At 67.5% G+C, this 14,330-nt stretch carries 17 protein-coding genes; 8 read left to right on the forward strand and 9 right to left on the reverse strand.

Going from position 1 to position 14,330, the window contains the following annotated elements:
- Nucleotides 1-12: 12 nt before the first annotated feature.
- The 4 genes from ACSQ9A_RS07710 to ACSQ9A_RS07725 all read left to right on the forward strand — a co-directional run bounded on the left by ACSQ9A_RS07710 (nucleotide 13) and on the right by ACSQ9A_RS07725 (nucleotide 2,821).
- Entirely contained in the window at nucleotides 13-921 is a 909-nt protein-coding gene (locus ACSQ9A_RS07710) for a dienelactone hydrolase family protein (RefSeq protein WP_436303214.1), read from the forward strand.
- A 72-nt stretch (nucleotides 922-993) separates the two neighbouring features.
- A complete protein-coding gene (locus ACSQ9A_RS07715; RefSeq protein ID WP_436303215.1) occupies nucleotides 994-1,884 on the forward strand; it encodes a ZIP family metal transporter in 891 nt (296 codons plus the stop codon).
- Between the two features lie 129 nt (nucleotides 1,885-2,013).
- Nucleotides 2,014-2,250 (forward strand): hypothetical protein, encoded by a 237-nt coding sequence (locus ACSQ9A_RS07720; protein ID WP_093106340.1) that lies wholly within the window; start codon nucleotides 2,014-2,016, stop codon nucleotides 2,248-2,250.
- A 22-nt stretch (nucleotides 2,251-2,272) separates the two neighbouring features.
- Nucleotides 2,273-2,821 carry a DUF421 domain-containing protein gene (locus ACSQ9A_RS07725; protein ID WP_436303216.1) on the forward strand — a complete coding sequence of 183 codons (549 nt, stop codon included), beginning with the start codon at nucleotides 2,273-2,275 and terminating at the stop codon, nucleotides 2,819-2,821.
- Between the two features lie 15 nt (nucleotides 2,822-2,836).
- Here ACSQ9A_RS07725 and ACSQ9A_RS07730 read toward each other — a convergent pair whose 3' ends face one another.
- The 9 genes from ACSQ9A_RS07730 to ACSQ9A_RS07770 form a co-directional block, all read right to left on the reverse strand.
- Nucleotides 2,837-3,046 (reverse strand): dodecin, encoded by a 210-nt coding sequence (locus tag ACSQ9A_RS07730; protein ID WP_093106336.1) that lies wholly within the window; start codon nucleotides 3,044-3,046, stop codon nucleotides 2,837-2,839.
- A gap of 66 nt (nucleotides 3,047-3,112) precedes the next feature.
- Nucleotides 3,113-3,595: a hemerythrin domain-containing protein gene (locus ACSQ9A_RS07735; RefSeq protein ID WP_093106333.1), complete on the reverse strand. Its 483-nt coding sequence runs from the start codon at nucleotides 3,593-3,595 to the stop codon at nucleotides 3,113-3,115.
- A gap of 163 nt (nucleotides 3,596-3,758) precedes the next feature.
- Nucleotides 3,759-4,364, reverse strand: coding sequence for a DUF3299 domain-containing protein (locus tag ACSQ9A_RS07740; protein ID WP_436292649.1), 606 nt, complete (start codon nucleotides 4,362-4,364; stop codon nucleotides 3,759-3,761).
- A 2-nt stretch (nucleotides 4,365-4,366) separates the two neighbouring features.
- Nucleotides 4,367-5,629 carry an ABC transporter permease gene (locus ACSQ9A_RS07745; protein WP_436303217.1) on the reverse strand — a complete coding sequence of 421 codons (1,263 nt, stop codon included), beginning with the start codon at nucleotides 5,627-5,629 and terminating at the stop codon, nucleotides 4,367-4,369.
- Nucleotides 5,626-6,333 carry an ABC transporter ATP-binding protein gene (locus ACSQ9A_RS07750; protein ID WP_436303218.1) on the reverse strand — a complete coding sequence of 236 codons (708 nt, stop codon included), beginning with the start codon at nucleotides 6,331-6,333 and terminating at the stop codon, nucleotides 5,626-5,628. The genes ACSQ9A_RS07745 and ACSQ9A_RS07750 overlap by 4 nt, the downstream gene beginning before the upstream one ends.
- The gene (locus ACSQ9A_RS07755; RefSeq protein ID WP_436303219.1) at nucleotides 6,330-6,884 is read right to left on the reverse strand and encodes a DUF2796 domain-containing protein; all 555 of its coding nucleotides are present in this window, start codon (nucleotides 6,882-6,884) and stop codon (nucleotides 6,330-6,332) included. Before ACSQ9A_RS07755 ends, ACSQ9A_RS07750 begins: the two co-directional genes overlap by 4 nt.
- Nucleotides 6,881-7,792, reverse strand: coding sequence for a sulfurtransferase (locus ACSQ9A_RS07760; protein ID WP_436303220.1), 912 nt, complete (start codon nucleotides 7,790-7,792; stop codon nucleotides 6,881-6,883). Before ACSQ9A_RS07760 ends, ACSQ9A_RS07755 begins: the two co-directional genes overlap by 4 nt.
- A 10-nt stretch (nucleotides 7,793-7,802) precedes the next feature.
- Complete coding sequence (locus tag ACSQ9A_RS07765; RefSeq protein WP_436303221.1) at nucleotides 7,803-8,735, reverse strand: DMT family transporter; 933 nt, start codon at nucleotides 8,733-8,735, stop codon at nucleotides 7,803-7,805.
- Between the two features lie 9 nt (nucleotides 8,736-8,744).
- On the reverse strand, nucleotides 8,745-9,881 hold the full coding sequence (locus tag ACSQ9A_RS07770) for an aromatic ring-hydroxylating oxygenase subunit alpha (RefSeq protein WP_436292654.1): 1,137 nt from the start codon (nucleotides 9,879-9,881) through the stop codon (nucleotides 8,745-8,747).
- 182 nt (nucleotides 9,882-10,063) lie between these two features.
- Between ACSQ9A_RS07770 and xseB the strand changes: the two genes are divergently transcribed.
- The 4 genes from xseB (at nucleotide 10,064) to ACSQ9A_RS07790 (ending at nucleotide 14,312) form a co-directional block, all read left to right on the forward strand.
- Entirely contained in the window at nucleotides 10,064-10,330 is a 267-nt protein-coding gene (gene xseB / locus ACSQ9A_RS07775; protein ID WP_093106838.1) for an exodeoxyribonuclease VII small subunit, read from the forward strand.
- A complete protein-coding gene (locus ACSQ9A_RS07780) occupies nucleotides 10,327-11,244 on the forward strand; it encodes a polyprenyl synthetase family protein (RefSeq protein ID WP_093106315.1) in 918 nt (305 codons plus the stop codon). Before xseB ends, ACSQ9A_RS07780 begins: the two co-directional genes overlap by 4 nt.
- 15 nt (nucleotides 11,245-11,259) lie before the next feature.
- Entirely contained in the window at nucleotides 11,260-13,143 is a 1,884-nt protein-coding gene (gene dxs / locus ACSQ9A_RS07785; protein ID WP_436303222.1) for a 1-deoxy-D-xylulose-5-phosphate synthase, read from the forward strand.
- An 89-nt stretch (nucleotides 13,144-13,232) separates the two neighbouring features.
- A complete protein-coding gene (locus tag ACSQ9A_RS07790; RefSeq protein WP_436292656.1) occupies nucleotides 13,233-14,312 on the forward strand; it encodes a TRAP transporter substrate-binding protein in 1,080 nt (359 codons plus the stop codon).
- Nucleotides 14,313-14,330: the final 18 nt, after the last annotated feature.

Below are 14,330 nucleotides of genomic sequence, written 5' to 3' on the forward strand. Positions count from 1 at the left end.
GAGTAATACGACATGCCTCAATTCGATACGGGTTCCGAGCTGAAAGCCGAATTCGATTCGCTTCGCCCCGGCGAAAGCACGGAACAGGGCGCCACGCGCCGCACCGCGCTGAAAGCTGCGATCGGCGTCGGCTACGCGGCCGCCACGCTGCCCATCGCTGCGCAGACCGCGATCAAGACTCCGGCCGACGGCCTCAAGGCCGGCCCCATCAAGTACAACGTCAACGGCTTCGACGTACCGGGCTATGCGGCTGCACCGGCCGGCAAGACCGGTCTGCCGGTGGTGCTCGTGATCCAGGAGATCTTCGGCGTGCACGAGTACATCGCCGGCACCTGCCGGCGCTTCGCCAAGGCCGGCTACCTGGCGATCGCGCCCGAGCTTTATGCGCGGCAGGGCGACCCGAGGACCTACACCGACATTCCGAAGTTGCAGGCCGAGGTGGTCAGCAAGGTGCCCGATGCCCAGGTCATGGCCGACCTCGACGGCGCGCTGAAATACGCGGCCGCCAACGGCGGCGACGTGGACGAGGCCGCGATCACCGGCTTCTGCTGGGGCGGCCGCATCGTCTGGCTCTATGCAGCCACCGGCAAGGTCAAGGCCGGCGTGGCCTGGTACGGCCGCCTGGTCGGCCAGCCCAGCGAACTCACGCCCAGGCATCCGATCGACATCGCCGCCACCCTCAAGGCGCCGGTGCTCGGCCTCTATGGCGGCAAGGACCAGGGCATCCCCCTTGACACGGTTGATAAGATGAAAGCGGCTCTGGCAACCGGCACTCCGGCGGCCAAGGCCTCCCAGTTCGTCGTGTACCCCGAAGCGGGCCATGCCTTCCATGCCGACTACCGGCCGAGCTACGTTGCCGGCCCTGCCGAAGACGGCTGGAAGCGCACCCTGGCCTGGTTCCAAGCCAACGGTGTCGCCTAGAGAGCGGCATTCGCCAGCCGCTTTCCACCGAAAGCCGTCCGATGGGCGGCTTTTATTTTTTATGAAGCAGTCATGAACCTGTTAGCCATCATCGCCGCGACCCTGGTCGCCGGCATCGGAAGTGTCTGGATCGCCGCGCTGCTGCTGCGCGTGGGCGTGAAGAGCGGCGGCGGCGGCGTGAATCCGCAGCATCTGCTGAGCCTGGCCGCCGGCGCGCTGCTGGCCACCGCTTTCATGCATCTCCTGCCCGAGGCTTTCGAGAGCCGCATCGAGCCCGGCCTGCTGTTCGGCGTGCTGCTGTTCGGCCTGGTCTTCTTCTTCCTGCTCGACAAGGCCGAGCTGTGGCACCACGGCCACGAGCATCACCACGATGGCGAGGCCCGCGAAGCGCACGGGCATGACCACCACGATCGGCACGACCATGCGCACGCCCATTCGGATCCTCATGGCCACACTTCCAAGGGTGGCGGCTGGGCCGTGCTCACCGGCGACAGCGTGCACTGCTTCGGTGACGGCATCCTGATCGCGTCGGCCTTCATCGCCGACCTGCGCCTGGGCCTGGTGGCGGCGCTCGCGGTGCTGGCGCACGAGGTGCCGCACCACATCGGCGATTTGGTCGTGCTGCGCCAGAGTTCGCCCAATCCGCGCGCCGCGCTGATCAAGGTCTCGCTCGCCGGCACTATGACCGCGCTGGGCGGGCTGGCCGGCTGGTGGCTGGTCGATCGGCTGCACGGCTGGCTGCCGTACTTCCTGGTGCTGGCCTCCAGCAGCTTCGTCTACGTCGCGCTGGCCGACCTGATCCCGCAACTGCAGAAGCGCCTGGCCGCGCGCCAGACCGCCTTGCAGATCGCCTGGCTCGCGGTCGGCATCCTGCTGGTCATGGGGGTGAGCCGGCTGGCCCACGGCGACCACGAACACACCGATCCGGCGCACGCGCACGAAGAGCACGGCCACAAGCACTGAAGGCGCAGATGGGGCGCTCTCCGACACGCCGGCCTGCGCCGTAGGTCCACACTCGGGGCTGTTCAACGCGACCGAGGAGGCTCACACTTGGGGGCTGCCCAACGCGATCCATCAGTCAAGGAGCCGATCATGACCAGCGCCGATCCCCCGCTGCGTTCCGCTGTTACAAGCGACAACCCGACGGACGACGAACTCGACGACGAGCTGCCCGAAGACGAGGCCGAGGCCGAGGAAGAAGAAGAGGCCGAAGCTGCTGACGAGTTGTCGGAGGAGACCGGCATCGATCTGACCGACGCCAGCGAACTCGATGCCGACAACGTGCCGGCCGACGAGGAGTTCGACCGCGTGATGCAAGCGCCGGATTGAAACTCCAGGTCGAGGTCGGCGCATGGACGGTGAATTGGCCGAGCTGTTCGCCTTCCACATACCGGTGTGGGAGATCATCCTGCGCGGCAGCGCGATCTACTGGTTCCTGCTGCTGCTGTTCCGCTTCATCCTGCGGCGCGATGCCGGATCGCTGGGCATCGCCGATCTGCTGTTCGTCGTGCTCATCGCCGACGCATCGAGCAACGCGATGCAGGGCGAATACCGCTCGATCGCCGAGGGCTTCGTGCTGCTCGCCACGCTGGCGGCCTGGAACTACATGCTCGACTGGGCCAGCTTCCGCAGCAAAGCGATCAAGCGCCTGATGGAGCCGCCGCCCGAACCGCTGGTCCGCGACGGCAAGATGGTCTGCAAGGCGCTCAAGCGCAACCTGATCACCGAGGACGAACTGAAGTCCAAGCTGCGCGAGAAGGGGATCGAAGCGATGGACGCCATCCGGCTCGCCTACCTCGAAAGCGACGGCCAGATCAGCGTGCTCGAGCGCGCCGGGCCTCAGAGCGGCGCTGGCAAGCAGCACGACCAGCCTGCGCCGCGGCGTCCGGGCGCAGGCTGAGCCGCGCGCGGGCTTTCAGTCTTCGAGCGTGAAGCCCACCTTCAGCGTCACCTGCCAGTGCGCCACCTTGCCGTCCTGCACATGGCCGCGGGTCTCGGTGACCTCGAACCACTGGATGTTGCGCACCGACTCGCTGGCCTTCGAGATCGCGCGCAGCACGGCGTCGTCGCTGCTCGTGGGCGAGGAGCCGGTGAGTTCGAGGAGTTTGTAGACGTGGTTGGACATGGAGCGCTCCTTGACGATGGAACAGGGGCGATGCCGCGGATGGCACCGGCCTGTCCATCATAGGCTTCAGGCCATCGCTTCCTGGTGCTGCATCAGCTCCTCCTTGCGCGCCGCGAGCTGCTCCTTCAGCGCGACCAGATCCATCTTGGACTTGCGCGCCTTGTCGAAGATCTGTTCGCGCTCTTCCTTCACATGGTGATCGATGTATTCGCCGAGCACGATCACCTTGGCATCGAACAGCGCCTCCTCGGGGCCCATGGATTCGATCTGCGCGATCAGTTCCTTGGCCGTCGAATGCTCCACGGTGGCTTCGTCGAGCAGCGCATCGTCGTGGATGGCGGCGCGCGCCGCCGGATAGAAGATCTCTTCCTCGATCTGCGCATGCACGCTCAGCTCGCGGCAGATCTGGTCGGCCAAGGCCTCGCGCTGATCGGCGGGCGCCTTGGCTTCGGCCAGCTTGCTGAATTCCTGGAACAGTTTTTTCACGGCGATGTGGTCCGCGTCCAGTAGATCGACGGCGTCGTTCTTCTTGGGAGGTGCTTTGCTCATGATGCTGATTCCTTTGGTGGGATGTCGTGGGTGGATTTCGTGGGCGGCGCAGCCGCGTGCCTGCGCCAGGGGCCACACTAGAAATCGCACCGTGCCGACCCTGTGAGGGTCTGCATGACATGCGCGTAGGACGAACGCGATCCCCGCGCGACAGCGCTGGCAGCTACTTGGCGCCGCCCGTGTACTTGGTCACGCTCTCGGCCGTGACGTGATAGCCGCTCACGCCCATCATCGAGTCGTTGCGCAGGGTCTGCAGCTTGCCGGTGACCCAAACCGTGTCCATGGCGCGGAACTTCGCACCCTGGCGCGGGCGCACGTGCAGGATCTGATTGGCCGGCGGCGGCGGCGTGTGGATGCAGGCGCCGAAGTAGGGCACCAGCAGGAACTCGGTGACCTCACCCTTGTTCTCCTCGAGCGGCACGATGAAGCCCGGGATCTTCACCTCGACGCCGTTCATCGCCGGATTGGTCGGCGCGTTGTTCGAGACCTCCTGCATCTTCAGCAGCAAGTCGTTGGCGCGCGGATCGCCGTCTTCGAGCTTGCTCAGGTCCATGCCCTTGAATTCCTTCATCGGGTCCCAGTCCTTGGGCACCAGCTCTTCCCACGAGATGAGCCGGGGCTGGCCCGCCGCGGGCTTGGCGGCAGCGGCCTTGCCGCCGATCGGATTGGTCGGCGAGGTCGCCTGCGGCGCGGGGTCGGCCGCGAAGGCCGCGGTTGCAGCGGCGGTGCACAGGGCCATGAGCAGGGGGCGCAGCATCGTCTTCTTCATCTTCAAATCCTCGGTGAGAGTCCATCGGCCAGCGAGAGTCTGTAGGCGCGCACGCCCGGCAGCAGGCTGGCCAGCCAACCGGCTGCGAGCAGGCTGGCGAGCAGTATCCATTCGTTCAGTGTAGGTTCGCTGAGGCGAAGCGCGAGGCCGAACTGGGCCTGCAGCCATGGCGCGAGCAGGGCGATGCCGAGCACCGCCAAGACCACGCCGATCGCCACGCCCAGCAGCGTGACCAGTGCGCCTTCGAGCGCCAGCAGCGCCAGCACGTGGCGCAGGCTGGCACCTACCGCGCGCAGCACCGCGAGCTCGCGGCGGCGTTCGTTGAGGCCGGCCATCACCACCGACACCAGGCCGGCGAGGCTGACCAGCGCGACCAGCGCCGACATCAGCAGGAGTGCGTTCTCGCCGATGCCGACCACGCTCCAGAGCTCGTCGAGCGCCACGCCCGGCAGGATGGCCATCAGCGCTTCGGCGGGGTAGGTCGAGACCCAGCGCTGCACGCCGAACACCGCCGCGCGGTTCTTGAGGCCGACCAGCACTGCGGTCACGTTCTTGGGCGTGAGATCGAACTTGCGCACCTGCTCGGCCGGAATCCGAACGCCCGGCAGCGGCGCGCCGCCGGCCCATTCGAGATGGATGGCTTCCATCGCCGGCAGGCCGATGTGCACCGTGCGGTCGACCGGCGTGCCGGTGCGCGCCAGCACGCCCACCACCGTGAAGGGCTTGTCCGCGTGCTCGGCCACGTTGAGCTCGCCGCTGCCGTGCGCGAGCGTGATCTTCTGGCCCACGTGGTAGCCCAGCCGGTCGGCCACCTCGGCGCCGACGACCGCATCGAAGAGCTCGGCTAGGGCCGTGCCTTCGCGCAGCCGCAGCGGCTGGCGCTCGCCGTAGCGGAAGTGCTGGAAGTACTCGGGCGTGGTCGCGAGCACCGCAAAGCCGCGGTGCGAATCGCCGAGTGAGAGCGGCAGGACCCAGTCCACGCCCGGGTGCTGGGCCAGCGCCTGCACGCTCTTCCACTGCATGTTGTTGGTGGCGGCGCCGATGCGGAACACCGAGTAGAGCAGGAGCTGCGAAGAGCCCGTGCGCGCGCCCACGATCAGGTCGGTGCCCGAGACGGAGGACGAGAAGTTCTCGCGCAGCTCGGTGCGGATGCGTTCGACGCCGAGCAGCAGGAAGGTCGACAGCGCGATCGACAGCACCGTGAGCGCGAGCGTGAAGCGGCGGTTCCAGGCGCTCTTCCAGGCGATGCCGAACAAGGCCTTCATGCAGCGGCTCCCACGGCCGCGGCGCGATTGATATCGGGCAGGAGGATGTGGCGGCCGAAGCGCGCCGCGATGCGCTGGTCATGGCTCACGAACACCAATGCGCTGTGACTGGCCTGGCAGGCCGCGACCAGCACGTCGAGAAAAGCCTCGCGCCGGTCTTCGTCGAGCGCCGAGGTCGGCTCGTCGGCGATCACGACCTCCGGCTGGCCGATCAGCGCGCGTGCCGCCGCCACGCGCTGCTGCTGGCCCACCGAGAGCAGCATGGCCTGGCGCTGCCACAGGCTGGCGTCCAGACCCATCCGTTCCAGAAGCTGCTGTGCCTGCACCCGCGCCGAACCCGCGCGCGAGGCCTGCGCCATGCGGCGGGCCGAGAAGCGGCAAGGCAGGAGCACGTTGTCGAGCACGCTGAGGTAGGGCAGCAGGTTGAACTGCTGGAAGATGTAGCCCACATGCGCAACCCGGTTGCGGTCGCGCGCGCTGCCCGAGAGCGCGGCCCAGTCGTGGCCCAGCAGCGTGACGCGGCCTGCACCGGCCACCAGCACGCCGGCCAGCAACGACAGCAACGTGCTCTTGCCGCAGCCGCTGGGACCGTGCAGGAACACGGCCTCGCCGGCCGCGATCTCGAGCCGCTCGATGTCGATGCAGGGTGCGCCGGCGCCGGGCCAGGCGAAGCGCAGCGACTCGACGCAGAGAACCGGAGTCACTTGCCCCAGGCCAGCCGTGAATTCGGTCGTTTCAGCGTGCGCTTGAACTGGCCTTCGCGCGAAACGATCTGGGCATCGATCTGGCGCATGCCCTTGAAGGCGGTGAACAGGCCGATGTCGATGAATTTCGCCGCTGCCGCATTGGTGCAGTTGAAGGCAAAGGTGCCGTCCAAGTCGGCATGGCCTTCGGCGGCGCCGGTGCCGGCCTCGGCCTTGCCCAGGCCCAGCGCCGTCGATTGCAGTGCGATCGGGCCGAGCTTGCAGTTGGCTGCCGGATCGATCTTGAACAGTTGGTCGGCCGCGCGCAACTGGGCGACCGCAGCCTCCGCGGTCTTCTTCTCGGCATCGGTCTTCGGCGCATGCTCGAAGCCGACGAAATTCTCGAGCGGCGACTCCATCGCAATCACGATCGCCGGCCCGTCTATCGCGACGTCGAGCTTGACCTGGCCGTGCACATGCGCGCGTTGCTGTGCCTGCGCCATGGTGGCCCAGGGCGCCGCCGCGAGCAGGGACGCCAGCGCGAGACCGGAAAAAGCGCGTTGGAAATTCATGCTTTCGCACCTTGCCGGGTCGGCAGCCCCGGCGTGTTGCTCCACTCGCTCCAGCTGCCGGCATAGAGCGCGGTCGGCCCCAGCCCGGCGATCTGCATCGCGAGCAGGTTGGGCACGGCGCTCACGCCGCTGCCGCAGTGATGGACGACCGTTGCGGGATCCCGGCCCGCCAGCAGCGCTTCGAACTCGGCGCGCAACTGGGCGGCCGGCTTGAACTTGCCGTCGGGACCGAGGTTTTCGGTGAAGGGCCGGTTCAGGGCCCCGGGGATGTGACCCGCGATCGGGTCCAGAGGTTCCACCTCGCCGCGATAACGTGCTGCGGCGCGCGCATCGATCAGCGTCTGGTCAGCTTTCTCGAGCCGCGAGGCGACGGTCTGCGTGTCAGCGAGCGCGAGCAAGGGCGTGCCGGCGACGAAGTTCGACTGGAAGCGCGCGGGCTCTTCGCGGGCGGTCACTGCGCCGCCCGCCGCCTGCCAGGCCTGCAGCCCGCCGTCGAGCACGGCCACGGCCTCGTGCCCCATCCACTTGAGCATCCACCAGAGCCGGCCGCAGTAGTTGGCGCCGTTGCGGTCGTAGACCACGGCCTGCATGTTGTTGCCAAAGCCGACGCTGGACAGCCAGGCCGCGAACTTCTCGCGGCTGGGCAGCGGGTGGCGCCCGCCCGAGGCCGGCGGGCCCTCGTCCGTCGTCACGATTACCACCTCGCCGCGCGCGCCGGGCAGGCCGTGCTTCGCGCTCAGGTCGGTGTCGAGATTGACGTAGACCGCGCCGGGAATGTGGGTCGCGCGGTACTGCTCGCCGCCGGCTTCGGGCTTCATCAGGTCGAAGCTGCAGTCGAACACCATCAGCGGAGCGCCGCTGTCCTGCAGCGCCATGAGCTGGTCGACGGAAATCAGGGTCGTGTACATATGAGCTCCTTCAATGCTCTTCCGCAGGCGCCTTGGGCAGCGAGCGCTGGCGCAACACGGTGGCGGCGATGCCGCTCACGACAATCAATGCCATGCCGGCCCAGCCGGCCGCGTCGATGCGGTCGCCGAACAGCAGCACGCTGTAGATCGCCGCGAAGACGATGCCCGAATACTGCAGGTTCGCGACCACCAGCGTACCGCTTTCGGTCTTGGCACTGGAATAGGCGCGCGTCATGCAAAGCTGTCCCAGCGCCGCCAACACGCCCACCGGCACCAGCCACAGCGCATGGCGCCAGGTCCATTCGACCCAGGGCGTGAAGCCGCCCAGCAGGGTGGCCAGCCCGCCCGCCACCGCGGAGCCGAGCGCGAAGTAGAACACCGTGCGCGCCTCGGGCTCGCCGGCCCGCGAGAGCGCCACCACCTGCATGTAGGCGAAGGCGGCGGTCAGCCCGGACAAGAGCCCTATGAGCCCCGCAAAACCCTGGTTGTCGCCCACCGCGGGCTTGAGCATCAGCACCACGCCGCCGAAGCCCGCGAGCACGGTGAGCACCAGCGGGCCCTGCAGCGGCGGCCGCGGTATGCGTCCGTCGCGGCCCGGCACCGGCACCCAGGCGAGCAGGGCGCCCCCGACCAGGAAGGCGGCGATCCACACGCTGCTCATGTAGTTGAGCGTCATCGCGGTGGCGAGCGGCATGTGCGCGATCGCGTAGAACCAGGCGCCGAGCGAGAACACGCCGATCAAACTGCGCCAGGCGTGCATGCCGGGGTAGCGCGTGGCCAGCGTGACGCCGCGGCTTCTCGCCAGCACCCAGAGGAAGACGATGCCGATCAGCCCGCGGTAGAGCACCAGCTCGGCGCTCGTGAACCAGGCCGAGGCGATCTTCACGCACACGCCCATGGTGGCGAAGATCAGTGCGCCCAGCACCATCCAGAGCGCCTGCATCGCGGGGTCTTAAGCCTTCATCTCGTGGCGGTACCACTCATGGAACTGCAGCATGCCGTCTTCCATCGGGCTCTGGTAGGGACCGCTCTCGTCGTCGCCGCGCTGCATCAGCGCGCGGCGGCCGGCGTCCATGCGCTCCGCGATCTCGTCGTCTTCCACGCAGGTCTCCATGTAGGCGGCCTGCTGCGCCTCGACGAACTCGCGCTCGAAGGCGACGATCTCCTCGGGATAGAAGAACTCGACCATGTTGAGCGTCTTCTGCGGGCCCACCGGATGCAGGGTCGAGACCGTGAGCACGTGCGGGTACCACTCGATCATCACGTGCGGGTAGTAGGTGAGCCAGATCGCGCCGTACTTGGGCGGCTTGCCCTCGCGGTACTTGAGCAGCTGCTCCTGCCACTTCTGATAGACCGGGCTGCCGGCGCGGCCGAGCCGGTTGGCGACGCCGACCGTCTGCACCGAGTAGTAGCGATTGAATTCCCAGCGCAGGTCGTCGCAGGTGACAAAGCTGCCGAGGCCCGGATGAAAGGGGCCGACATGGTAGTCCTCGAGGTAGACCTCGATGAAGGTCTTCCAGTTGTAGTTGCACTCGTGCAGCTCGACGCGGTCGAGCGCATAGCCCTCGAAGTCGAGGTCGGCGCGCGGGCCGAGGCTCGCGAGTTCGGCCGCGATGTCGCGCTTCCTGCCCGTGGCGTTCTTCTCGAACAGGAGGCCGTTCCACTCGGTCAGCGGGTAGTTGTGCAGGTTGAGGCAGGGGTCCTGCTCGAAATGCGGTGCGCCAATCAGCTGGCCGGTGGTGCGCGGGTCGGCCGCCGCATAGGTCCAGCGGTGCAGCGGACAGACGATGTTGCCGCCGGTCTGGGCATCGAGCTCGCCGCGGCCCTGCAGAATCAGCGCCTGGCGGTGGCGGCACACGTTGGAAACCAGCTCCACGCCCTTGGGCGTGTGCACCAGCGCGCGGCCCTGCTGCTCCTGCGGCAGGGTGTGGTAGTTGCCCGGCTCGGGCACGGCGAGCCGGTGGCCGACGTAGCGCGGGCCGGCGGCGAAAAGCGTTTGCAGCTCGCGGGCATAGAGCGCCTCGTCGAAGTACGCGGAAACCGGGAGTTGGCTCGAAGCCTGCTGCAGTTGAAGACTTAAATCAGACATGGGTGACCTGACCAAGCTCCCCACAGGGAGAGAAAGAGAACGGAAGGCTGCCGTCGAAGACGGGTGCGACGGCTCGGTGAAAAATGCCGGCGGGTGCCGGCTTGGGAGACCGGGGATTGTACCCGTGGGCATAGGTTCACGCCCCCCGCCCTAAAATGCCCGGTTTCATCCCCGATCGCCGCATGCCCAAGGTGCCTCCCATTTCTCCGCCGGCCCCGCCTGCCTCGCCCGACACCGGTGCACTGCCCGCAAGCTACGAAGCCGGGCTCCAGGAACTCGAACAGCTGGTGACCGAACTCGAATCGGGCCAGTTGCCGCTCGACCAGCTGCTCGGCAGCTACCAGCGCGGCGCGGTGCTGCTCGCGTTCTGCCGCGACAAGCTGCAGGCGGTCGAAGACCAGATCAAGGTGCTCGACGCGGGCGGCCTCAAGGTCTGGACCGGCGAATGACGGTCGCCGATGCCTTGCGCTGGGATGCCCGACGCCTTGCCGCGTGGAGCGATCCGCAGCTGGCGCGCGTCGAGGCCGCGCTGTCGCAATGGGTCGGCATCGACGCGCCGGTGCTGCTCGGCGACGCGATGCGCTATGCCGTGCTCGACGGCGGCAAGCGGCTGCGTCCCTTGCTGGTGTTCGCGGCCAGCGAGGCCGTCGGCGGCCAGGCCGAGGCCGCGCTGCGCGCTGCCTGCGCGGTCGAGCTGATCCATGCCTATTCGCTGGTGCACGACGACCTGCCGTGCATGGACAACGACGTGCTGCGCCGCGGCAAGCCGACCGTGCACGTGAAGTTCGGCGAAGCCGATGCACTCCTGGCCGGCGATGCCTTGCAGGCGCTGGCCTTCGAATTGCTCACGCCCGATGGCGACGGCATCGCGCCCGTGGTGCAGGCGACCCTGTGCCGCCTGTTGGCCCGTGCGGCCGGCAGCCAGGGCATGGCCGGCGGCCAAGCCATCGATCTCGCGAGCGTCGGCGTGGCGCTCGACGAGGCGCAGCTGCGCGAGATGCATCGGCTCAAGACCGGCGCCCTGCTGCAGGGCAGCGTCGAGATGGGCGCGGCTTGCGGCGGCACCATCGCGGCCGATGCGCTCGCGGCGCTGCGCGACTACGGTGCGGCCATCGGCCTCGCCTTCCAGGTGGTGGACGACATCCTCGACGTCGTCGCCGATTCGCAGACCCTGGGCAAGACCGCCGGCAAGGACGCCGCGAGCGACAAGCCCACCTACGTGTCCCTGCTCGGCCTCGACGGCGCGCGGGCCCAGGCCCGCGAACTGCTGGCCCAGGCGCTGGCCGCGCTCGATCGCAGCACGCTGGCCGATACCGGCGCGCTGCGCGCGCTGGCCCACATGGTCGTGGACCGCGACCGATAACAAAAAAGTCTCCCCATGGCTCCGTTGCTCCCCACGATCCACGATCCTTCCGTCCTGCGGCAGTTCGACCGCGCGCAGCTCAAGCAGCTGGCCGACGAAGTGCGCAGCTGCGTGCTCGACAACGTGTCGCGCACCGGCGGGCACCTGAGCTCCAACCTCGGCACGGTCGAGCTCACGGTCGCGCTGCACCATGTGTTCAACACGCCGCACGACCGGCTGGTGTGGGACGTGGGCCACCAGACCTATCCGCACAAGATCCTGACCGGCCGGCGCGAGCGCATGCCCACGCTGCGCCAGATCGGCGGCATCTCCGGCTTTCCGCAACGCACCGAGAGCGAGTACGACACCTTCGGCACCGCGCATTCGTCGACCAGCATCTCGGCCGCGCTCGGCATGGCGATGGCGGCCAAGCAGAAGGGCGAGGACCGCCACGCGGTCGCGATCATCGGCGACGGCGCGCTGACCGCCGGCATGGCCTTCGAGGCGCTCAACAACGCGGGGGTCTGCCACTGCAAGCTGCTGGTGATCCTGAACGACAACGACATGTCGATCAGCCCGCCGGTCGGCGCGCTCAACCGCTACCTCGCGCAGCTCATGAGCGGCAACTTCTACGCCGCGGCCAAGAACGTCGGCAAGACCGTGCTGCGCGCCGCGCCGCCGCTGTTCGAGCTGGCCAAGCGCTTCGAGCAGCATGCCAAGGGCATGGTGGTGCCGGCCACGCTGTTCGAGCAATTCGGCTTCAACTACGTCGGCCCGATCGACGGCCACGACATCGATTCGCTGGTGCCGACGCTCGAGAATCTCAAGCATCTCGAAGGCCCGCAGTTCCTGCACGTGGTCACCAAGAAGGGCCAGGGCTACAAGCTGGCCGAGGCCGATCCGGTGGCCTACCACGGGCCTTCCAAGTTCGATCCGGCGGTCGGCCTCGTCAAGCCCGCCACGGCGCCCAAGCAGACCTTCACGCAGGTCTTCGGCAGCTGGCTGTGCGACATGGCCGCGCAGGACGGCCGGCTGGTCGGCATCACGCCCGCGATGCGCGAGGGCTCGGGGCTGGTCGAGTTCGAGCAGCGCTTTCCCGAGCGCTACTACGACGTCGGCATCGCCGAGCAGCATGCGGTCACCTTCGCGGCCGGCCTGGCCTGCGAAGGGCTCAAGCCGGTGGTCGCGATCTATTCGACCTTCCTGCAGCGCGCCTACGACCAGCTGATCCACGACGTTGCGATCCAGAACCTGCCGGTGGTGTTCGCGCTCGACCGCGCCGGCCTGGTGGGTGCCGACGGCGCCACGCATGCGGGCGCCTACGACATCGCCTTCATCCGCTGCATTCCCAACATGAGCCTGGCCTGCCCGGCGGACGAGGCCGAGTGCCGGCAGCTGCTCTCCAGCGCCTTCGCGCAGAACCATCCGGTGGCGGTGCGCTATCCGCGCGGCGCTGGCGCCGGCGTCACGCCCGGTCTCACGCTCGACGCGCTGCCCTTCGGCAAGGGCGAAGTCCGCCGCGAAGGCAAGCGCATCGCCATCCTCGCTTTCGGCACCTTGCTCTATCCGGCGCTGAAGGCCGCAGAGGCGCTCGATGCCACGGTGCTCAACATGCGCTGGGCCAAGCCGCTCGACGTCGAGCTGCTGCTGCAGGTGGCCGGCACGCACGATGCCATCGTGACGATCGAGGAGGGTGCCGTCATGGGCGGCGCGGGCAGTGCCGTGCTGGAAGCCTTGCAGGCCGCGCAGGTGGACAAGCCCGTGCTGCAACTCGGCCTGCCCGATCGCTTCATCGAGCATGGCGACCCGGGCAAGCTGTTGGCCAGCATCGGCCTCGATGCGGCGGGCATCGAGCAATCGATCCGGCAGCGCTTCGGCGATGCGTCTGCCGCAGGGAAAACCCCCCCCGGCACGGTGTAAGCACTTTTTACAATCGCGCTCGACTCAACAAGTCAGCAACGCGGCCACAAGCCGCGTTCTCGTTTTTCAATGCACTCGGAGTGAATTCAATGGATCGTCGTTCCCTCATCAAAAACGCAGGCATCGCCGGCGTCCTCGCTGCCGGCATCGCGCCGGCAGTCCATGCGCAGGCCGCGGTTCGCTGGCGTCTGGCATCCAGCTTCCCGAAGTCGCTGGACACCATCTTCGGAACGGCCGAGACGTTCTCGAAAAAGGTGAGCGACATTACGGGCGGCAAGTTCCAGATCTCGGTGCATGCCAGTGGTGAGCTGATGCCGGCCTTGGGTGTGCTCGACGGCGTGCAGAACGCTTCGGTCGAGATGGCGCACACCGCGCCGTACTACTTCTACGGCAAGGACCCGACCTTCGCGTTGGGCTGTGCGGTGCCCTTCGGCATGAACACGCGCCAGATGAACGCATGGATGTACGAAGGCAACGGCCTGAAGCTGATGCGCGAGTTCTACGCCAAGTACAACGTTTTCAGTCTGCCGGGCGGCAATACGGGCGCGCAGATGGGCGGCTGGTTCCGCAAGGAAATCAAGTCGGTCGCCGACCTGAAGGGCCTGAAGTTCCGCACCAACCCGATCGCGGGCAAGGTGCTCGAGCCCTTCGGCATGATCCCGCAATCGATCCCGGGCGCCGACCTGTATCCCGCGCTCGAGAAGGGCACGATCGACGCGCTCGAGTGGGTCGGCCCGTACGACGATCAGAAGCTCGGCTTCAACAAGGTCGCGCCGTTCTACTACTACCCCGGCTGGTGGGAAGGCGGCCCGCAGCTGGACTTCTATATCAATAGCAAGGCATGGGAAGGCCTGCCGGCCGAATACAAGGCGGTGGTCGAGGTGGCCGCTGCGCATGCCCACGTCACGATGACGGCCAAGTACGATGCCAAGAACCCGATCGCGCTCAAGCAGCTGGTCGGTTCCGGCACCAAGCTGCGCCCCTTCACGCAGGACGTGATGAACGCGGCCTTCAAGTCGGCCCAGCAGATCTACGCGGACCTGAACAACAGCAACCCGGAGTGGAAGAAGGTCTACACCGACTACGCCAAGTTCCTGGCCGACCAGAATGCCTGGTTCCGCTTCACCGAAGGCACCTACGATCGCTTCATGCAGCAGCAGAAGCTCTGAGCGCGCTTCGCTTCAAGA

It is taken from the genome of Variovorax sp. LjRoot290, assembly GCF_964253985.1.
GTDB lineage: Bacteria > Pseudomonadota > Gammaproteobacteria > Burkholderiales > Burkholderiaceae_C > Variovorax.